Origin of the sequence: Pseudomonas sp. RIT-PI-q (assembly GCF_001297125.1) — a bacterium.
GTDB lineage: Bacteria > Pseudomonadota > Gammaproteobacteria > Pseudomonadales > Pseudomonadaceae > Aquipseudomonas.
Genome location: NZ_LHPC01000034.1, coordinates 131799 through 151695 on the forward strand (window position 1 = coordinate 131799; position 19897 = coordinate 151695).

Here is a 19897-nt window from a genome sequence, read left to right on the forward strand (position 1 = left end):
TGAATTAGGTGCGATGCAGCACGATTACGCCAATGAAGGCTACAGACGTGCACAACGACTATCAGTCTTTCTGGCAGGATGAGGCTTTTCCCAATTGTAAGGGGACAGTTGTCGATGTGCATGGGAAATCCTGTTAAAGCCAAGGATGGCCAAGGACGCCAGATGCGTTCACAACTTCGTTGAACCATCTCAGAGTTTCGACGTGCAGATCCGGTGCACGGAGTTTTCATAAAATAAGATCTACGTAGATCGGATAAGTCCAAATCCGAAATGTAGAATCAAGCGTTCAGGGATAATCGATAAGGTAAAACCACAGTGGATGTTCGTCAGATTGAGCGTGCAAATACCAAAGCTTTCTACACATTGTTGGTGGATAAGCTGGGGGTAAACGCCTGGGTCAGGAGAAGGGGCGCTTTGGTGGAGCGTATCCGGGCGAGGGAGTCGAATATTGATCTGAAGAGGCCGATCGAGGCCCAGCTTTTCGTACCGCCGGAGGACGACATTGACTGGTATATCTTGGTGGCTGAGTTGGCTTATGACTCCCCATACAGCGACTGTGCCTACAGCAGTGATCGAATCTATCCCTACGCCAACACCATCGGTGCCTTTGCAAAACAGCTTCGGGAAATCCCAAATGTGAACAGGGTTCTGAACAAGATGCTGGCTAACAATACGAAACCTGAGACGCAGATTTTCGAGCTGTTGACGGCATCGTTTTATCTAAAAAACGGGTACGAAGTTTCCTTCATCCCGGAGAACAGCATTGCTTGGCCGGACGGGAAAACTAAAAAGTCACCGGATCTACTCGTCAAGGACGGTGACATGCAGATGTACGTTGAGTGCAAACGAGCGGACAAGCAGACACAGTACTCACAGAGTGAGGAGGAGGCCTGGAGCGGCCTATGGAGTCAGTTGAGCCGGCACATGCTTGAGGTTGCGCCTTGGTGCATCGTCGATCTGACCTTTCATGACCAGGTTTCTGATGCGACAGTGGATGAGGTGGTCAGGGTGGTGAATCTCGCTATCGAGAGTGGGTCTGACAAGGTTCGGGAAGGCTCCATCAGCGCTGAGATTCGCGATATCGATCGGGCGCACCTCGAGCGTCATTACCGTAGCAACGCTGTCAGGGCGAACAGCCCCCAGCATGAGCTGCTGTTATTTGGTGACATGGATAGCAATGAGAAACGCAGCATCGCGACGATCGCTGGAAATATCGTCCGGCCGGGCACCTCGGACGTCTTTCTCAATATTTTTGTGGAGGAAGTTGCCAATTGCGTGGCCGCTCAATGGCGATGTGAGCACGCGATTTCGCTTGAGCGGCGCTCACGTCATTTCAAGGGGCTTGCCAAAAATGGGATCTCCCAGATACCTCCAGATAAACGTGGGGTCGTACATGTCTGGTACGAGACGGTTGAGGGGATCGACGTTGAGGAATTACGACGGAACAAGAACATCGACAGCCTTTCATTGTTCGATGCTTCCGAGACGATGGTGGAGGGTGTCCTGATTCACGGGGTGAACTATTACCCGTTTGAGAATCGCTACGAATGGGCGGAGACGGTACAGAGCTTCGCTCGCGTGCCGCACCTGATGAACCTCTACCGTCACTCCTTGATGCTGTCTGCAGATGAAACACAAGAGGTTGAGGACGTCACCCATTGGGAACAGGACAAGGCTGCGAAAGGTAACCAGTAATTCCGGGCAGAGCGGACGGTGCCAGAAAGCACCGTCCTGTGTGAGGCTATGGTTCCGTTGTCAGGTCACTGATCGTCTACATCATCGAGATCATCGGATTCGTCATTGGAGTTGTCATCGGCGTCGACATCCACTTCCCCGGTACCTCCGCAGGCCGTGCAATCTTCAACTTCAACGGTCTGATCGCCGTAGCAAGTGTGGCATTGGGCGTACGGCTTTTCATCTGCCAGGTCGTAACCCGTGCCCCCGCAGTCTGGGCATTCAATTTCGATAGGGCCGCCACGGCCGTGGCATACGTTGCAAATTGCAGTAGTCATTGTTTGAACCTCATGATTTTTGAGCGTGAGCCGGAGCTTGCGTGCGGGTTCGAAGGAGAACCCGCCGGCAACAAATTCCGCGCAAATTGGTGTGTGCTTCATCGCTGGACTGACCCTAATTACAGCGTCAGTGCTGTGCTGCTGGTCTGTAGTTCGATAGGGCAAGATTGGCCATGTATTGGCAGTAGGCTTCAGCTTTGGGGTAACGGGAGATTTTGTCGCGGAGTGCGAAGAACTCTTCATTGCCCTGGTTTTGAAGTTCCGGGAGCCAAGGCGCCAAGATGGATAATGCGCAATCGGCAAACTCTTTAAAGCCACGACCTTTGGCATACACCACCAAGTCAATGATCTGCTGAGTCAGCCGCAGGATTTTCCCTGAATCCTCTGTCCGGCGCAGCACGTCGATCTTCACCGAGATGTAGGTTTCGAAGAGTGCAGCTTCCGATTCCGATGTGATGAAGACCGGAGGAAAGTTAGGGGACGTCAGAAACTGGACAAAGACTTTGTCGATGACCTTATCGGCGCGCACCAGGCTGAGCCTATTTGGTGTCAGTACGTGGTGGTACATCTGGGCCACTTGAAGGCCGGCATAGATGATCCCGCTTTCCCATAGCAGCTCCAGGATCTTGACCGCCCGGATCGTCTTCGAGAACTCTTCGGTTTTGGCCAGGCGGCTAGCTGCGATGCCGAGGTTTTCGCGCATTTGGTGCCACGCCATTGTGTTCCAGATAGCCGGGGTCATCGATTCTCTGTCGGCTACTTTCAGCATCGCGAGTGCTTCATACACTACTGTCTTGGGGAGCAGCAGATCTTCATTCCAGCAGGCTGATTCCAATGGGCGAGCATGGCGCGCGAACCAGTCAGGCAACTCTCCTGCGGCTTTAGCTTGTAGGGCGCGATGAATGGTTTGCGTGAGCTCATCTGGCGTACAGGCGGTGGGTTGCCACATGTCGATGAAGTCAGTGCAGAGCTCGTGAAGGGAAGGGGGTGTAACCATGCCGAGACCCGAAGAGTTTTTACTGATGAATGCGCACAACAGGGAGGCTTGATGTGCCAGGCGCTGATCGAGCTCGGTGCCTCCCAGGTGTTCGTCAACCGTAAGGGGTTGCTTGTGAAGTTCGCTGAAACGCTCGCAGCCAAGCGTGGCAGCCATGATGGTTTTGGTTGCGGCCAGCGCACTTTTGCCAGCGATGCCTTTGGCCTTGCGCTGTTCATGCTCGGCTTCGCTGAGCTTATGCTCGAATTCAGTGAGGAAACAGAACTGCTGATAGCCCGCGTGCAGGAGGGCACGCAGTCGTTTTTCGGCGCGGGTGATCAAATCGTTTGTGTACAGACGTGGGGTGACATTGGTCTTTTGCATGGTAAACCTCAAAAAATGATCGATAGGTCAGATGGGCCGCAATCGCAGCTGATTTCATCTGGCTCGGAATCGATCGATTCCTGTTGAGGTTAGAGCCGTTACCTGGGCGCATCCTAAGCCAGGTGAGCCGGTCAAATCAACCATGAAATTGGGTGAATAGCGTTCCATTGTTTGTCCCCAGGAGCGTCCATGAATCGTAGGCTGCCACCAAGATCCGGCATCTGTCGAAAGCTCAACAGGAACCTTGAGCGTTTGAGAGATGACTCAAACTCAATTTGAAAAAGCTTCGTCAGATAATGGCAAGTTCGGACTGGTGGTGGCGGGTATCGTCGTAGCTACGCTGGAAAACCTGAGCTGACGGCGAGGTTTGTCACTAGGCCATGTCGCTGTAAATTCTCGGAAGAAAATCAGCCTATAACTGCTGCGGCCTACCACCCCATACGAAGTCGTCGGTACCAAGGTGGTGAGAGCTATATTTGACGCTAAGCGAGATCCGCGAGCGAGAACCTCTGTCTCGGCGGCCCACTTGGTGGCGTAGATATTGACGAACCTCCAAGGTGATTTTTCAACTACTTCCCAGCCGAGGACTGATCCAGGGTTATCCGGGTCGACCGGTAGGCTATTCCTAAGACTTCTGATTGGCATGGCCGCTCCCGGGAGTAGATGTAGGCAGAACGCTACTCCTTAACTTTGACGGACGTTAGTGGAGATTCGTACAGGTGCAGATAGTCATAAAATCTGTACTAAAAATCAATATTTGGATTCGAATTCTTAACAAGCAACCGATCAACTACTGGCGATACGCGCGGCTTCACGAGGACGTTCGAGTGTTGCTTCATTTACGATAAATACGTTGAGATTGTTCAGGTAGAAAATATCTTTCTTGTCCGTTCGAGTCTCAGTTGGATGAAAACGCTCGAACGCCCAGACAATGACCCCTCCGTTTGTCCGATAGAACTCGCGCCCCCCGACTATTTCAGTCGTTCTACTAGGGCGGACGAACCGCTTAGCCGCTTAGCCGCCGTGAAGTCACGTTGACCACCCATATCTGCGTTGGGTGGAAAGGTGTCTATTTCGTGGCTTTTCGGAGCAGCAAAAGCGGATGGGACGGCACCAAAGCGCTGGCCCATCTCCTTCGCTCATTGAAAAAAATAGGCGGTAGGCAGGGTAGTTTTCTCAATTGTATCCGTTTGTCACAGCGGCAATACTGGCCGAAGCGTTAGAAATTACGCTCGGTTATCTCCGAAATATCAGAAATATAATAATTCCCAAAAGAGTTTCCAGATATGAAAAAGAGAATAGTGGTGGCTGATCAGAGCCGCGAATATGTAATTGCTAATATAAGAAAAAAACATCTCTCTTTGTGGTTCGCCGCCGTGAATATCGTGATTTTTATTACTTTCATCGGCATCTTCAACTTTGGACAAAGCTTACTAGCAACCTTGATTTCTCCTGGTGTCACCTGGGGTGTCATTGTCGAGCCTTCGTTAATTGTGCTGGCCCTAATAATGAGTCTGGTTTACTACATCTGTGTAGAGCGTCTGGAACGCGATCTTAAAGAGGGCTCGCTCTAATGAATATTATTTCCAGTGGAAATGGGCCTGCGTTGTTCTGTTTTGTCGGATTTTTACTTGTCACTATTGGCATCACTGTGTTTGCGTCCAGAGGCCCAAAGTCGGCAACCCAGTACTTTAATGCTGGAGGGAAGATTGGCGCAGGACAAAATGCTTTCGCGATGGCGGGTGAATTTTTAAGTGCGGCTGCGTTATTGGGAATGACCGGTGCATTAGCGCTCAAAGGTTTTGATGCCATTTTGTATAGTGTTTGTGTAGTGGCAAGCTGGCCATTAATTCTATTTTTGTTGGCAGAGCCTATCAAACGGCTTGGAACTTTTACGCTTACTGACGTCATAGCTTGGCGTTTGGCGAAGCAGCCTGTAAGAATTGCCGTTGGTTTGGCGAGTATACCGATCGTTTTGATTTACCTGATCACGCAGTTAGTTGCGGCGGGCGGGTTAGTTGATTTGATTTTCGGAATTCCATACCTGCCGGCTGTAACGTGCGTTGGCACGCTGATGCTGAGCTATGTACTCTTTGGGGGCATGTTAGCAACCACATGGGTACAGATTATTAAGGCTATCCTATTACTAGGTGGTGCTATCGTTCTGACTGTCATGCTTTTAGCAAAGTTTGACTTCAATTTATTCGCAATGTTTCGAGCTGTTTCTGACGCTTACGGTGTAGAAACACTTGCTCCGCATACCACCTTTGGGTTAGCACGCTGGGACACGATTTCGCTCTGTTTCGCGATGACGGTGGGCGCTCTTGGCATGCCGCAGATCCTCACAAAATTTCTCACCGTACGCTCGACTGCCCAGGCAAGACGATCAGCCTTGTATTGCACCGGTCTTGTTGGGGTATTTCACATTCTAGTTCTGTTGCTCGGCTTTGGATGCCTGGCTCTTGTTGGTCGGTCGGCGATCGGTGACGCTGGAGGCGCGGGTAATATGGCGGTTCCGTTGATGAGTCGTCTCCTGGGTGGGAACGCGTTCTTCGGATTTATCTGCGCCATCGCATTTGCCACGACCTTAGCGGTTGTCGCGGGTCTACTGCTTTCTGCCGCTACGACCTTCGCACACGATATCTGGGGCGGTGTTATCCGTCGCGGTCGTAACACTAACGAGGCGCGGGTCGCACGAATTGCAGCTACAGCGATTTCAGCTACGGCAGTTGTATTAGCGCTTGCATTTCAACATCAAAACGTTGCGTTCATGGTGGGTTTAAGTTACTCAATCGCGGCCTCTGCTAACTTTCCAGTGCTGATGTTGGCGCTATTTTGGCGGAAGCTAACAACGATGGGGGCGGTGTGCTCCATCTTGATTGGGGCGGGTGTTTCGGTATTGCTAATTATTCTTTCTCCTACCGTTCAGATCGACATTTTACATCGCTCTCCGGAGGAATTCGCACAATTGTGGTGGTGCTTCCCATTGAAAAACCCAGGCTTGTTTTCCATACCGTTGTCATTTGCCGTGGGTATCGCAGTTTCGCTTTTTCGTCCAGAAGCCGAAGCTCATAAGAAATTTACTGAGATGCAACAAGCTTTAGCTTTAAAGCCAGAGGCTGATTCAGGTGAGACAGTCAAAACAGCTGAAACAAATTACGCGGCTACGTCAGTACAAGTCCACTAATCGGAGGATATCAAATGTCAGATTATAAACCGCCGCGAGTCAATCGAGTTAAAAACACTGACGGCCGAGCTCTTTTAGTTGCGGGTGTAACGGTTCAAGTCTCATCACCGGAGGTGGTGGAGATGTGCGGTGCGGCAGGCTACGATTTCGTCTGGATAGATGCCGAGCATGGGTCGTTTGAACTTGAAACAGCGGTACAGATGTTTCGTGCCGCAGACGTATTTGGCATGACTCCACTTTTCCGCGTCCCGAGCCACGATCCGAGTTTGATCATGCGGGCACTGGATGCGGGCGCGATGGGAGTGATTGTACCTAATGTGTCGACTCGACAGCAGGCTCAGGCAGTGGTGAGTGCCGCGCGGTACAAGTGGGGTGGCAACGCTGGCACACGTGGCGCGTGCCCGGGAACGCGCGCCACCAACTATCAAACATCCGATTGGAGTGGCTTTGCGAATTGGTCAAACGCTAATGTCACGGTATGGGCGCTAATAGAAACTATTGCTGGCGTTAACAATATCGACGAGATTCTTGAGGTGGAGGGGATCGACGCGATAGCGCTTGGCCCATTTGATTTGGCTCACGAAATGGGCTTCCCGGGCCAGGTTCAGCATCCTGAGGTCACCGCTGCGCTAGGGCGAGTTGTCGAAAAGGCGCAACAGAAGGGTGTAGACGTGGTCGCCTCTCTGTTTTCGGAATCGGCATCTGGCATGGCAGCTGAACGAGCACACTGGTTTGCGCAAGGCGTGCGCATTTTCAGTGTCGGTAGTGACCGTGGGTTGGTTGCACGAGCGTTCCGTGAGCGGGCTGCTGCTGCCCGGGATGTCTCGCTTTAGCCGTCTAGAAAGATAAACTGTCCATTCGCTGTAGGCCTACATGGAGCGTGGAGGCGCTCTATTGTCGGCCGTCAATCGTAAAGTCATCTGCGCTTCGGCGTGATGAACGGTTCGCTAGGCATTAGCGTGGATAACAAAGTCCGTAATACACTGATACATGCCTGTTCGAGTCTGATGCCATGCGCTACCTCGTTCCTTCCATCCATTGCCTCACCGCTTTCGAAGCGGTCGCTCGTTTGAGAAGCTTGACCAAAGCCTCCGAAGAGTTACATGTGTCGACCAGTGCTGTGGGTCATAGGCTTCGGCAATTGCAGGACGGAATCGGATTCAAGCTTTTCACTGGGCCAAGTGGGGAGTACACGATGAGCGCCCGGGGAAGCGAATACCTGGAGGTCGTCAAATCGTCTCTGGCATCGCTGAATCACTACCCGATTTCGGCTTCGCGAAGTTCTAGCACTAATACACTTCGGATAGCATCTCCCCCAAGCTTCGCTCGACAGATACTAGTGTCGCGACTTCCCGAGTTTCTCCGAACCCATCCAAAATTGAACGTAGCGTTGCAGCTTTCGGTTCCTATCGTTGGCCTAAAGGCCGATGATGCCGATGTTGAAATTCGCTTTGGAGATGGTATTTACGAAGGTTTGGAGACCTTCTTGTTGTCCCACGAATCAGTCTTCCCTGTGTGTAGTCCTGCTTACCTTGCGCGTCATGGGAAACTTGAGAATCCGCTGGATTTAGCCCATGCGGTTCTATTGCGTAGTGCTCTGGAACCCTGGCGACCATGGCTAAGTGCGGCTGGGCTTGATTGGCCAGAACCCAAGGCTGATGTTGATTATGTTGATATGGGGCTGTTACTAGAAGCTTCCATAAATGGACAGGGTATAGCGCTTGCACGACAGAAAATGGTAGAGCAATACCTTGCTGCCGGGACGTTAGTTCGGCTTTTTGATCTGAGCGCACCATCCACCTATGGTTTTTATTTGACGGCGTCGTCAGCCAGTGTCAAGCGTCAGGAGGTTTTTGATTTTATTGTTTGGCTACAAGAAGTGATGAAATAGTTAGTCGCGTTGTTTAACGCTGCGATGGCGATGGCGATGGCGATGGCGATGGCGATGGCGATGGCGATTTAGCGAAAGAAGCGCCCCTAGTTTCTTCGACGCCTCCTAGCCTTGCAATGAGGCCCATAAGGAGGTGCCATGAGCAACCAGAGTTGCCTCGGATAACTCAAAATCCAGGCGGTCAGCCAAGCGACCGAAAAGCAGCTTCCTGTCCGCAGGCGGCTGCGCGATTGGGTGTGTCGCGCACAGGCTCTATGCGTGGATTAAGCGCGGCACCAAGCCCCCGGGATCAACAAGTTCAGGAGGACGATCAGAGTGCATTGTCATGCCCCTGGCATCTCAAGAGTGTGAAGTCTAAGCGCAAGAACTTGAGACAAATCTCTTCTATACGCGATAAGTTGTTAACCGTCAGGTCACAACGTCGACAAATTGGCAAATTCCCAGTTTTTTTGGCCTTCAGGTTAAGGACTGAGAAATGCCGCAATGCCCGCTCAGCAGAGGGGGGGGTGAGTGCAGCCAAGCCCGCGACGATCTGTTCACCAACCCGACGGGCGCTCAATAACGCGAAGGCCGTGGTCGCCATTCTGGATGACGATTCTGAGGGCAGTAATGAGGACAGTAATGAGCGGCGACATTGAGATTGATCGGTAGAATCTAAAGGGCAACGTTGGAATTGACGGTGACGGGTATCGTCGCAGCTAATCCCGAAAACCTACCTGACGGTGAAGTTTGTCACTGGGGCATGTGGCTTTAAATTGTCGTAAGAAAACCTGCCTATTTTTGCTGAAAAGCATCACCCCAGACGAAGTCGTCGGTACCAAGGCGGTGAGAGCCAAACTTGACGCTAAAGCGTGCTCCGCGAGCGACAGCTTCGGCTTCAGCGGCATCCTCAGAGGCGTAAATATTGACGAACCTCCAGGGTGATTTCTGAACTACTCCCCAGCCTAGGACTGATCCGGGATTATCCGGGTCGGGCGGAAGATTATACCTAAGGCTTCTGACTGGCCGCTCCCTGGCTTTGATAAAGACCGAACGTACTCTTAACATTGCCCCGCGTTAGGTGGAAATTTGTACAGGATCAGGTGGCGATAGTATCTGTTCTGCATTTCAGGATTTTGACTCAGAACTCTCACGTAACTGTTCCATCGTCGTCCTTTGCGAAAGCGTTGCAATCAGCCCGCTCGTCCTTTGCTGCGAGTCAGTGGTGAACAACCAGGCTGTCGTGTTGTGATCGGATCTGCCTATAGCGCTGCGACGGGTACCTTGTGCGGATCAGGCCGGTATGGGGCTTGGCCTACCGACAATTGGTCTGAGTCAGTAACCGGCGTCCACGGAGATTTTTATTGGAGTGCCTACGGCAGTTGAAACCGCGTTGAGTTTGATCTCCAATTCCTCTGTCAGGCCCTCAAAGAAACGCTCTCCTTCAGAGGATTCGAAGTCAGCTGTTACCGTAAAGCTGATGTGGGGCGATACAAACGGGGCTGACACGATCCGGCTCAACACGCCGCTTGCGACAAGGTCGGCAAGCTGAACGCTCAACAGGTAACCCAATCCTTTGGAGTGATACTGAGGCCGAATGAACACCGCCAATAGGGAAAGGTCGAGGTCATATGGCTCATCTTTATTGGGGGCGTCCAGGTCAGAGATTGTGAGATCCTGGTCTCCGTGGCCGCTTAAACGGTAACGGCATAGCCCTGCCAATTGACCATTTATCCAGAGTTCTAAATTCTCGGTGTTCAGGAAATATTTACTGTTCAGCGGAGCACCGGCTTCGCGGATTTCCTCCACAAGAGGGGATTTTTGAGCGTCGGTTGCGATACCCATTGAAAAGTAGGTTGCCCATTCCTCAGTGCCGCTGTATGAGCAATGCATTTGAACAGAGAGATACTGCCGTCGATGTCCAATGAATCCGTCTTGAGGCAACATAGAGTCCTCTTCTGATTGGTCATTCGCGTCATCTACCACGTCCATGTATTGCTCGTTCATAAATGCTCCGATCTAGGTGTGTATGAATGGTTTGAAGATGGGTGAGGGCTTGCTATCAGCGTCTAAAGCTAATGCAGAGTCATCCGCTGGCTGAAAACTCCAGGTTATTGCTTCATCACATAGCTTTACCATTCTCTTCCCTCTGCGAGTTTCTCCTTGATTTCCGGCACAAGAAACGCGAGGAAGAGGTTGTAGCTTCGATCTTGACGGTATGCTTCGTCATGATCGTGAAAGGCGTCTCGGATTATCTTCGTTCTTTTTCCCCACGTTCCTTTCGTGTCTTGTTCCGTTAGCAAATCGTCGCGATTGAAGGCTTTTAGTGTCCAACCAAATGCGAGCAGAAAGGCCTTGTAGGACTCAAACGCGGTGTTCGTCACATTGATCAGGCGCTGAAGGCGGTACCCAACAGGCCAGCCATACTTGGCACTCAGGACGATCGATACGGCGCCGTGAAATTTTCCATGGCGGAATGATTTGGGTAGGGGGATGTGTGGTGCAGCGATGCTCATGCGATTTTGAAGTGAATGCCAAGCGACATCGGCCTCAAGGCAATCACTCGTGCCGAGCGTCAACCAGAAGTTGTAAAAGTCGAGGCGCAGGTGCTTCAGATCCAACGTGGCCTCGAGCGTGGTGCGATACGCCTGATAGTCAAAAAAAAATACCTGTTGAGCGTCGGTATCAACAATCAATTGGTCGAGAAATATCTCCTCCATCACCCACTCATTTACGACCGTTCTTCCTCGTAGGTGAGGGATCGCATGCCAGCAATCCAAGGCCATACGCTTGGCTTCGCGTGAGCGCTCAAGTGTTGCTTCATTGACGATAAATACGTTGAGGTTGTTCAGGAAAAAAATATCTTCCTCGGCCGTTCGAGTCTCAGTGGGATCAAAATGTTCGAACACCCAGATGATGGCTCCTCCATTGGCTCGATAAAATTCTCGCCGCCCGACTATTTCGGTCAGGAAAGTGGTGGATAGCTGTACCTCAAACGCGAGTCGTTGGCCCGCTCGTTCAACCTGGACATCCGGCTTGCGCCACTTCGCTCGCTCCGCAGTTGGCATACTTCGCCATACCTTCTCGACTTGAGGTTCGGAGCATTGAGCGTCGGCTACCAAGCTGTCTCGAATAATGCCTTTGAGGCGTAGGTGCGCGGAGCTTTCCTTTGCCGCGTTGTACTTCATGCTGTTGATCTGCTCGGCGCTGAAAGAGCCCCGGGTTGAAATGGGACAATCGCGTTTGCCTTCTTCGTCTGGATGATGACGAAAGTGGAAGCGACGTTGTTGTGTGCGCACCAGCATGACTGCGCCACTGCAAATTTGGCACACGAGCCAAGGTCGCTCGGCATCGCGATTGTATCTAGCAGCCATTTCACCTCTGTCCTGAATAACTGCCGCCAACTCGCGGCTCAGGAATATCTCCAGGTCAAGTGTCTCGCCGCTATCTAGGTCGAGGATGTTGCAAAGGAGCATTTGTTCGGTGGGTTTGGCGACTTCATGCGTATACAAATCGCAGACTCCTTTCATGCTCTTCTTTGGAGGTCAGAGCGACATCGCATCTCAAGGTAAATTGGTACCCGTGGGGAAACGATCGAGTATTTTTCATGCGTCGACGTATCAGTGAGCGTACTTTTCCTGGAGAGTCGTAAGCCTGATTGCATCACGCTCGGTAAATGCGCCGGCGTCAAATAGCGGCTTACCATCAGCACCATCAAGTCGCTCGACGGTTACGGTGAAAATTGCATCCTTTGGAGCTTCCACATTGCCCCAGTCTGAAAACTGGTTGGGTGCGAGGCTCCACGATTGAGTCTCACCGGGCTCCAGGCCACCACTTATTGAATAGTTGAACGATTCGACAAGCCAAGGCACAGAGCGCCCGGGGGAGGCGATGGTGCCTTTAAGGTACGCTCTCGCCACGGCGCTGCCAGTCCCGTTGTTCACGGTGATTTCTATGATTGGCTGATTGCCAAGACCGTAGGCTTGAGCCTTTTGGTAGAAGCGAGATTTCGACACCTCAAAATGAGCTAATTGAGTTTTTGCAGCTTCGGATTTTTTCTGTTTTTCGGCTAGCTCCTGAATATCTGTCAACGCTTGCTGGCGCTCGCGCTCTGCACGCGCTGCGCGAACTCGACTCGCTTCATCAGAAATCTGCTGGGCAGTCTTCCCATTGAGAGCGGTAAGCATGTCTGAAGACACGTCTTCAGCATTTTTCTTACCCTGTAAAACCTGGGAAATATCGAGGCCCTGCAAGGCGAGCACCATTACGTCGGAGACAAATTGCTTGCGCTTTTCCTCAGGCAGGCTAGCGGCAATCTTTGCTGCCGAGTCCTTGAAAGCTTGTTGCGAACTGCCATCGAGCTTTGGCTCACCACAGCCAGCCAGCATGCCTGCCATCAGTGCAACATACAAAAATCTGCGCATCTGCGTTCCCTCTCAGAAAATTAGGTGCAGCATATCAAAGTGATGTCGAAATGCGATCAGCTCAGCGCACTCGGCAAACACCAAACACCAATCAGCCTTTCGACAGAGCTTTACCTGATGACTATCATTTTAGTCAGCCAAGGCCAAGCGGGCTTTGCTGCGCATGGAGATTCAAGTGCCAAATCCGGAGAAGGTCAGAACGTTGTCGGTACGGTTGCTGCGCGAGGATTGCGCGGCGGGCACCTCAATAAAACCGGAATACGCTCCAGAGGGGCGACGCAACACGCTCAGGCAGGGCGAGTGGCCTGGCGTTGAGGGCGCGGAGCTCTACATTGGACAGATCTACTCAAGCACGCCTTCGTGGGTCTCGTTTGTCGAAGAGCAGGCCGGTGCACAGTCCGATCGTCTTCTAGCCAGCGGGGCGGGAGCGGTGGTGTTTTTGCCTGTCGGCGCCAGAACCATGGCGATTTGCTTCGGGCACATCCATCTGGCGTTGCAGGACGATGCGTTTGAGCGTCAGTTCGGGTTGAAGGTTACGCTCAACTCGGTGCCGCGCGATGGGCTGCGCACGCTTGATCTTGCGACCCCCGATGCCGTTACTTTCCAGAAGCGCGTGCAAGCCAGCAAAGACAGTGACCTGCAAGAATTTGGGGTCGACATGCTTCGTGATCTGGCTCGTGTGGCAGGTGGCACTCCAACGGACACTCAGTTCGCCAGATTTTTAGCCGGTCGTGACAGCCTTTCTATCACCTGCAAGGTGGGTTCGGATGATTTGCTGGAGAAATGCGAGCAGATTCTTGCGGTGTACGAGTCGAATGACTACAAGCAGCGATTCGCCTGGATCGACAATATGCAGGTTGTTCGGGATAAGGCGACGCTCGAGCAGCTGGATCTTAAACTGTTCAATGCACTGGGGGCGCTTCGTCATGGCAGGGAGAGTGCCTTGCATATGGCACCGCCAGAAGTAGTTAACTATGAAGAAGGCAATTTGCTCCACTACAACGGGTTCGGCAGTGGGGGTACAGATTTTCATAGTCTCTCAATCGAAGATTATGTGTCGGAGCTCAATCGTTGCGGCTTCGATGGCACGATTGATGAGATACACGAAAAACACTATGTTAGGACGAAGGTCGCTTCCTCGGACACGTTCAAGGAGCATTGGAAGGTGTACCAATGCTTTACGTTTGAAACGACCTTAGGGGCCGGCGATAGCCGCAATAGCTATGTTCTTTTCTCTGGAGGCTGGTACTGCATCCAGCGGGACTTCAAGCGGCAGGTCGAAGAACGCTTCGCGCAGATTCCGAAGGTCAATATCATTGGCCCGACGGAGTGCCAGAATGAACGGGAGCTCATCGCTAAGCTCATCGAGACTCGCCCGGATCTGCTTTGCCTAGATCAGGTGAAAATCAATCCACGCGGGGTTCGGTATGCGAACATCGAACCCTGTGATTTTTTCTCTGATGCCAAGCAATTCATCCACCTCAAAGATGGGCATTCATCTGGGCCGATCAGCCACCTTTGGGCGCAAGGGGTTGTGAGCGCAGAGGCGCTGGTGAGTGACCCGGACTTCCGAAAAAAGCTGCGTGATGTCGTTAAAGAGCGACGTCGTAGTGTTCTTGCTCTGTTGCCGGTCGTTGATGCTCGTGTCAGACGGTCGGAGTACACGGTTGTCTTCGGGATCATGAGAAAGCCTTACAGAAATGGCGACCTCGATTTGCCATTTTTCAGCAAGGTGAGCCTGCAGGCTGCAGTCGATCGGATTGATCAACTCGACATTCCTGTAGCTCTGGAGATTATCGCTAAGCCAGCGAGTGATCGGGCCGGGGAGGAAGACATGGGGGGAGCCGAGGCGGTCGATCTCTGCGATGACGAATGAGCGCGTTTGAACGACCGAGTACATAGCAAGATGGTCGATGCCAAGGGTGTCGCAGTGCGAATGTATGAAACGGCACCTAGCCGGAAGCGGGGTGCCGTTGTTAGGTTAACTAAACGCCATCCAGACGTCGCCCGCAGGCATCATCCTCGATGAAAATGCTGAGACCGGAATGAAGTCATTTAAGCTAGCTCAGGTTTAAATCCGGGAATGGGATTTCGCATCAGTGTTCCAACGCCGAATGCCCCCAGAAGAGCAAGTAAACCTGCGACCCACAACAGCCGACTGAACCCTCCAACGAATGCATCCCTGGCAAGCGGTTCAACCACAGAGCGCGCCTGCTCAGGTACCTGACTCAGGGCCGCAGTCATGTCACCAGCGACGACTCTCGATGCGATGTTTTCGGATTGCTCGACCAAGTCAAAAGGTGATGCTGCGAGGGAGACCTGAAGCAGTTGGTTTGTTTGGGTGCCGAGGAGGGCGCCATACACTCCGATGGCCAGCATTATTGCAGTGAAACGCATGGTGGTACTCATCCCCGATGCCATGCCCGTGCGCTCACGAGGTACGCAGGCCATGATGTTTTTCTGCGAGTCACCATTGAGCAGCCCTGCGCCAGCGCCGGTTACTGCAGTTGCTAGCGCGAAGGGGAGATAGGTGCCGCTATGTAAGGCCCAGGCGCTGAACAAGTTGCCAGCACCAACGAGAGTCAGCCCCATGGCCATCATATTGGCCGGGGTGAAGCGCCCCGCCAACCTTGCGCCGATTCGCGGGAGTATCAGCATGGTGATTGCAAAGGGCAACATACCCAATCCCGCAAAAATGGCACTGAAGCCCAAGCCATTCTGTAAGTAAAACGGCAGCCACGTCATCATCACCTGGGCGCATCCGGCGTAAGCAAACATTCCCAGCAACGCCCCAATAAAGCGAGGGTGCCTGAACAATTGCAGGTCTATCATCGGCCGCTGTTGCACGCGTTCGATTACCACGAACAATCCCAATAGCAGTGCTCCACCACCCAAACGTGCATAGGTGATTGGGTTACTCCAGCCGATACGGTTGGCTTCGATCAATCCCCAAATCAAGAACAGCAAACTGGCGCTAAAAGCCAAGCTACCCCAAGGATCGAGACGTGCCGATTTTGCATCGCGCGACTCTGGTATGGCGACCCAGACCCAATACATCAAAAATACACCGACTGGCAGATTGAGATAGAAGATCCAGCGCCAGCCGATGTACTGGGTGATGATGCCACCTAGGGTTGGAGCGGCGGTCATCGCCAACCCCAAGCAACTGCCCCAGAATGCCCAGGCTTTCGTACGCTCCGCTTCGTCGTGAAATGTATGACCGATTGAGGCGAGGGCGGAGGTGAGCAGGAACGCGGCACCGACGCCTTTGATTGCACGCGCGATGTCCAACATCAAAATGGTCGGTGCAATACCGCATCCGACTGAGGCGAGAATAAAAATACCCAAGCCCCACATCAACATCTTCTGACGACCAAAGCGGTCGGCCAGACTGCCGGCTGGCAGCAGCAATGCTGCAAACCCCAGCATGTAAGCGCTCACCACCCATTCAATGTCGGTAAAACTCGCCCCGAGGTCTCGCGCAATGCTGGGCAAGGAAACGGCGACAATGTTGGTGTCAAGCACGATCAGTGAACAGACGGCCGAAGCCGTTAGCAAGGTCATGCGTGGACTCGCGCTGGGTTTGACTGGCATGGTGACAGTTCTCTACTGTGACGAAAGTTTTAGCTTATCCCTGAATCGCAGCCGCTTCGTTAGGTGCGCCTCATCACTTCATTACCTTTGAGCTAATCCCCACATGGAAATCCGCCATTTCCGGTACTTTCTCGCTGTCGCCCGCCATCGCAACTTCACCAGGGCAGCGGAGCAGTTGGGCATAGCGCCTCCGACTCTGACGCGGCAGATTCAAGATATGGAAGCGGAGTTAGGTGCGCGCCTGTTTCTACGACAAGCCCGAGATGTGAGCCTGACCGAGGTTGGCTCGGCACTGCTAATCGAGGCCGAGTCCACCGTGCGCCAATTCGAGTCCGCTCAACGCAGTGCTCGACGCGCCAGCCGAGGCGATATTGGTCACATAGAGCTCGGTTATGTTGCCTCGGCGGTTTATTCAGGGTTGCTGCAAAAGCAGGTGCAGGAGTTTATTAGTGATCACCCTGATGTCAGTCTTAACGTGCGAGAAAACCCGATGGCAAGTCTGCCGATGATGATCATCGAGGGGCGTTTTGATCTGGGTTACATACGCTGCCCAATGACTTTGCCTGAAGGCATCGAAGCGCTTCGCTTGAGTACCGACAGTTTCGTTTTGGCGCTTCCGGACGACTCATGGCTTAACCGTCTACCGGATATAGCCTGCATGCATTTGCAGAACGAAAATTTCATACTGCCTGAACAAGTAGTCGGTACCTTACAGGTGGCTAGCCAAGGTGGTTTTGTGCCAAAACTTGGAGGGCGACCGGGTGGCTTGGTGGCGGTGCTGGCCTTGGTTTCTCTCGGGCAGGGCGTGGCGGTCGTGCCCGAATCGATTGTCGGCAGCGTGAGTTTGCCGAACGTCGCGTATCGACGACTTAAGGATTGCGACGCATCGTCGTGGCTAGCGTTGATTCATCGGCGATTCGAAAAGTCCCCGGCCGTAGTTCGCTACATCGAACACTTGAAAAATGGCTGATCCTTCTGTCGCCGATCGCGTCAAAAGTGTGCGGAAAGAAATGCTCCACAAAGAGCATCCAGCATCCATCATTTACGCGATGATGTGATACCCAAGCAGATCGCACGAACGGGGTTCCCGTACATTCTCCGCAAAGGTGACTTCACGGTACGCCCTCCGAAAAACGATCACCTGAAATTGCATGATCATTGAGTTCCGGATTGGTCAGCCGTTGGAATTGGCAGCTTGATAGCTGCGTAAATTAGGGCATGCTGCCTCATCATAAAAGGGACTTTGGTCATGAGCGAATGGGAAGAGTTTTGCGAATCTAGGGGTTTTTCCATTGGCGAGGAAGACTACGACAAAGCCATCGACAGTCTGGAGGGGAGGTCGAGCCAGCGCACTCTGCGTGAGCCAGCTCCTTGTGACCTGAGCCAGGAAGAAGTATCTGTTTTGCTGGCACGCGACTCTCATGGAGTACCCACGAAAGCTGATGTGGAACTCATGGTATGGACGGGTCAGTCAGCAGACTATCTCAGTGGTACCTTGGATGGAGTTCTGCCAGGTGCAGATGACAGCCTCGTCGTTCGTTTCCGTGATGACAGTAGTGAGTCCTTTGCGTCTCTGGACATGGTGATTGAGGATCTGCGTGTTACCTCGCTACCACTCCAGTCTGAGTGCCAGCTTTTGATATGGGATGCGAAAGCCCATTGTGTAGCTAGTTGGCAAGGACTGGTCAGAGAGTCTTTCATAGCACAGCGCACAGATAGTTTTCCCTCAACACAGGCGGCCCAGAATCTACTCCATTTACTGGATCGCGCGAAGGGCGCCGATCACGCTCTCAAGCCACTACTGATCGCGGCATCTGAGGTCGAACGGGCGAAGGCGGGCCTAATTGTTGAGTTCCTGGAGGGTAGTTCCCTGTCTCTTGAAACCCTCCATGAAAGCTTTCTCGTATACGTAACGAGTAAGGGAGTACCCGTAAGTGTGTCGCTTGGAGCGATTGAGCATTTCGTGCAAGAGCTACACACCCGCAACGGAAGCTATAAATTCATAAATGGCGCGGTTCGCACGGTTAATGGGCCCGCACGCCTTACAGCCGGGGCCATCCATCTGGCTAAATCTTCAAACAGATATGCAACCTATTACCTTCGAGCTGAGCATGGAACGATCTATCAGCCCGTGTTCCGGAAGATTCCCGACTCCGACATCAATGAGCACGACCCAAGCAGTGTCTTCGTCACCGATGGTTCTCATCCGCTTGAGCTAAATGGCACCCATAGTCCAGATCGGTTCGTCACGAACCTGCTGTATTTCGAGCGCTACGAAAATAAGCTCGAGTTGTGATTAATAGGCAACGTAGCCATTCGAAAACGCCGTTGCCTTTGAAAGTCACGCACATCTCAGTCCTCGGGAGTAACTCGCGATCGTAGAAGTATCATCGCGACAGTAGAATCATATTGACATCATGCGACTAAGCTTCCCAAAATCGGGCCTTTATTTGGCCCGCAGGGATTCGCCCCCCAAATGTTCAAACGTCTCCTCGACTCGGTTGCCCAGGCTGCCGATCACGTGAAGGAAAGCGTGTCCGACGCCTTCGATTCCACTAAAGAAGCTGTATCAAATGCGACCGACAGGGTTGTCGATGTAGTTTCCGAGGCTTACGACGCCACCGTTACTTCGGTGTCCGAGACTTCCGAAAAAGCTGCAACAGTTGCCTCGGATGCATACGACGCTACAAAAGAAGCTGTTTCGAATGCGACCGACAGAGTTGTCGACGTTGTCTCTGATGCTTACGACGCCACGGTCACCACTGTGTCCGAGACTTCGGAAAAAGCTTTGACCGTTGTCTCTGACGCTTATGACGCCACCCACAGTTCCGTTTCCAGCGCAGCAGATGTCGTGGCGGACGCGATCGCTGACACCTATGGTTCGGCGCGAGATGCGTTGAGCAGCAGTTACGACGCGTCCAAGGATTATGTCGATAACTTTGGACAATCCATGACTGAATTCTGGGCATCCCGCAAAAATCGCGAAGATGCAAAGGTCAAGGAGGCTGAGTCTCGGGGTGAGGCCAAGGCGAAGGCGCTGTATTTGGAGCGCGAAAACAGATTTGAGTCGGCACTTGAAAAAGCTACCTCCCGAATCACGGACAACGACAGCTACTTCCGGATGCTCATTGCTATGCAAGCTGTGGCACAAGCGTGTGCAGCCTGCGATGGCCAGGTTAGCCGGGATGAGCAAGAACAGATCGACGAGCTATTGCTAGGCATGGGGGCCAAATGGCTTCCTCCTCAAGTTCGTAGCGCTCTGGATGCTCAGATCGCCCAGCCACCCTCGCTGAAAGAAGCGTTCGTAATTGCTCAGGCGATCGGCGCCGATGCTCAAGACCTCTTTCAGGAAATCATTCGTTTTGTGATTCACCTGGATGATGAAATTACCGATGCGGAGACGCAGTTTTTGTCCCATTGGGTTCAACTTCGCGCCAGCGCCTAAGGAGA

The 19897-nt window shown here is 52.6% G+C and carries 15 protein-coding genes; 9 read left to right on the plus strand and 6 right to left on the minus strand.

Annotated features, from left to right (window positions below; genetic code table 11):
• The first annotated feature begins 315 nt into the window (after window positions 1-315).
• Window positions 316-1695 (plus strand): hypothetical protein, encoded by a 1380-nt coding sequence (locus tag AEQ67_RS18170; RefSeq protein ID WP_059405218.1) that lies wholly within the window; start codon window positions 316-318, stop codon window positions 1693-1695.
• Between the two features lie 65 nt (window positions 1696-1760).
• Here AEQ67_RS18170 and AEQ67_RS18175 read toward each other — a convergent pair whose 3' ends face one another.
• Window positions 1761-2114 carry a hypothetical protein gene (locus tag AEQ67_RS18175; protein ID WP_201782082.1) on the minus strand — a complete coding sequence of 118 codons (354 nt, stop codon included), beginning with the start codon at window positions 2112-2114 and terminating at the stop codon, window positions 1761-1763.
• A gap of 25 nt (window positions 2115-2139) precedes the next feature.
• Entirely contained in the window at window positions 2140-3372 is a 1233-nt protein-coding gene (locus tag AEQ67_RS18180) for a hypothetical protein (protein WP_059405220.1), read from the minus strand.
• 1286 nt (window positions 3373-4658) lie between these two features.
• Between AEQ67_RS18180 and AEQ67_RS18185 the strand changes: the two genes are divergently transcribed.
• The 4 genes from AEQ67_RS18185 to AEQ67_RS18200 all read left to right on the plus strand — a co-directional run bounded on the left by AEQ67_RS18185 (window position 4659) and on the right by AEQ67_RS18200 (window position 8450).
• The gene (locus AEQ67_RS18185; protein WP_059405221.1) at window positions 4659-4946 is read left to right on the plus strand and encodes a DUF485 domain-containing protein; all 288 of its coding nucleotides are present in this window, start codon (window positions 4659-4661) and stop codon (window positions 4944-4946) included.
• On the plus strand, window positions 4946-6559 hold the full coding sequence (locus AEQ67_RS18190) for a solute symporter family protein (protein WP_059405222.1): 1614 nt from the start codon (window positions 4946-4948) through the stop codon (window positions 6557-6559). Before AEQ67_RS18185 ends, AEQ67_RS18190 begins: the two co-directional genes overlap by 1 nt.
• 14 nt (window positions 6560-6573) lie before the next feature.
• Window positions 6574-7392: an HpcH/HpaI aldolase family protein gene (locus AEQ67_RS18195; protein WP_063854456.1), complete on the plus strand. Its 819-nt coding sequence runs from the start codon at window positions 6574-6576 to the stop codon at window positions 7390-7392.
• Window positions 7393-7571: 179 nt separating this feature from the next.
• On the plus strand, window positions 7572-8450 hold the full coding sequence (locus AEQ67_RS18200; protein WP_059405224.1) for a LysR substrate-binding domain-containing protein: 879 nt from the start codon (window positions 7572-7574) through the stop codon (window positions 8448-8450).
• 1314 nt (window positions 8451-9764) lie between these two features.
• Here AEQ67_RS18200 and AEQ67_RS18205 read toward each other — a convergent pair.
• The 3 genes from AEQ67_RS18205 to AEQ67_RS18215 all read right to left on the minus strand — a co-directional run bounded on the left by AEQ67_RS18205 (window position 9765) and on the right by AEQ67_RS18215 (window position 12853).
• The gene (locus tag AEQ67_RS18205; RefSeq protein ID WP_059405225.1) at window positions 9765-10436 is read right to left on the minus strand and encodes a hypothetical protein; all 672 of its coding nucleotides are present in this window, start codon (window positions 10434-10436) and stop codon (window positions 9765-9767) included.
• Window positions 10437-10561: 125 nt separating this feature from the next.
• Window positions 10562-11941: a DUF6035 family protein gene (locus AEQ67_RS18210; protein WP_059405226.1), complete on the minus strand. Its 1380-nt coding sequence runs from the start codon at window positions 11939-11941 to the stop codon at window positions 10562-10564.
• A gap of 108 nt (window positions 11942-12049) precedes the next feature.
• A complete protein-coding gene (locus tag AEQ67_RS18215; protein WP_059405227.1) occupies window positions 12050-12853 on the minus strand; it encodes a DUF6694 family lipoprotein in 804 nt (267 codons plus the stop codon).
• Window positions 12854-13016: 163 nt separating this feature from the next.
• Between AEQ67_RS18215 and AEQ67_RS18220 the strand changes: the two genes are divergently transcribed.
• A complete protein-coding gene (locus AEQ67_RS18220) occupies window positions 13017-14729 on the plus strand; it encodes a DUF6119 family protein (RefSeq protein ID WP_082377877.1) in 1713 nt (570 codons plus the stop codon).
• A gap of 179 nt (window positions 14730-14908) precedes the next feature.
• On the opposite strand, the gene AEQ67_RS18225 is transcribed toward AEQ67_RS18220, so the two are convergent.
• Window positions 14909-16447 carry an MFS transporter gene (locus tag AEQ67_RS18225; RefSeq protein WP_059405228.1) on the minus strand — a complete coding sequence of 513 codons (1539 nt, stop codon included), beginning with the start codon at window positions 16445-16447 and terminating at the stop codon, window positions 14909-14911.
• Window positions 16448-16550: 103 nt separating this feature from the next.
• Here AEQ67_RS18225 and AEQ67_RS18230 point away from each other — a divergent pair, with 103 nt between their 5' ends.
• The 3 genes from AEQ67_RS18230 (at window position 16551) to AEQ67_RS18240 (ending at window position 19892) form a co-directional block, all read left to right on the plus strand.
• Window positions 16551-17417 carry a LysR family transcriptional regulator gene (locus AEQ67_RS18230; protein WP_059405229.1) on the plus strand — a complete coding sequence of 289 codons (867 nt, stop codon included), beginning with the start codon at window positions 16551-16553 and terminating at the stop codon, window positions 17415-17417.
• A 279-nt stretch (window positions 17418-17696) separates the two neighbouring features.
• Window positions 17697-18743, plus strand: coding sequence for a hypothetical protein (locus tag AEQ67_RS18235; protein WP_059405230.1), 1047 nt, complete (start codon window positions 17697-17699; stop codon window positions 18741-18743).
• 180 nt (window positions 18744-18923) lie between these two features.
• A complete protein-coding gene (locus AEQ67_RS18240) occupies window positions 18924-19892 on the plus strand; it encodes a hypothetical protein (RefSeq protein WP_059405231.1) in 969 nt (322 codons plus the stop codon).
• Window positions 19893-19897 lie beyond the last annotated feature (5 nt).

What these genes read in the sequence shown, in the direction of transcription:
- AEQ67_RS18175 (WP_201782082.1), bottom strand. Translation starts at nt 2,114, where the DNA reads ATGAAGCACACACCAATTTGCGCGGAATTTGTTGCCGGCGGGTTCTCC.
- AEQ67_RS18180 (WP_059405220.1), bottom strand. Translation starts at nt 3,372, where the DNA reads ATGCAAAAGACCAATGTCACCCCACGTCTGTACACAAACGATTTGATC.
- AEQ67_RS18185 (WP_059405221.1), top strand. Translation starts at nt 4,659, where the DNA reads ATGAAAAAGAGAATAGTGGTGGCTGATCAGAGCCGCGAATATGTAATT.
- AEQ67_RS18190 (WP_059405222.1), top strand. Translation starts at nt 4,946, where the DNA reads ATGAATATTATTTCCAGTGGAAATGGGCCTGCGTTGTTCTGTTTTGTC.
- AEQ67_RS18195 (WP_063854456.1), top strand. Translation starts at nt 6,574, where the DNA reads ATGTCAGATTATAAACCGCCGCGAGTCAATCGAGTTAAAAACACTGAC.
- AEQ67_RS18200 (WP_059405224.1), top strand. Translation starts at nt 7,572, where the DNA reads ATGCGCTACCTCGTTCCTTCCATCCATTGCCTCACCGCTTTCGAAGCG.
- AEQ67_RS18205 (WP_059405225.1), bottom strand. Translation starts at nt 10,436, where the DNA reads ATGAACGAGCAATACATGGACGTGGTAGATGACGCGAATGACCAATCA.
- AEQ67_RS18215 (WP_059405227.1), bottom strand. Translation starts at nt 12,853, where the DNA reads ATGCGCAGATTTTTGTATGTTGCACTGATGGCAGGCATGCTGGCTGGC.
- AEQ67_RS18220 (WP_082377877.1), top strand. Translation starts at nt 13,017, where the DNA reads ATGGAGATTCAAGTGCCAAATCCGGAGAAGGTCAGAACGTTGTCGGTA.
- AEQ67_RS18225 (WP_059405228.1), bottom strand. Translation starts at nt 16,447, where the DNA reads ATGCCAGTCAAACCCAGCGCGAGTCCACGCATGACCTTGCTAACGGCT.
- AEQ67_RS18230 (WP_059405229.1), top strand. Translation starts at nt 16,551, where the DNA reads ATGGAAATCCGCCATTTCCGGTACTTTCTCGCTGTCGCCCGCCATCGC.
- AEQ67_RS18235 (WP_059405230.1), top strand. Translation starts at nt 17,697, where the DNA reads ATGAGCGAATGGGAAGAGTTTTGCGAATCTAGGGGTTTTTCCATTGGC.
- AEQ67_RS18240 (WP_059405231.1), top strand. Translation starts at nt 18,924, where the DNA reads ATGTTCAAACGTCTCCTCGACTCGGTTGCCCAGGCTGCCGATCACGTG.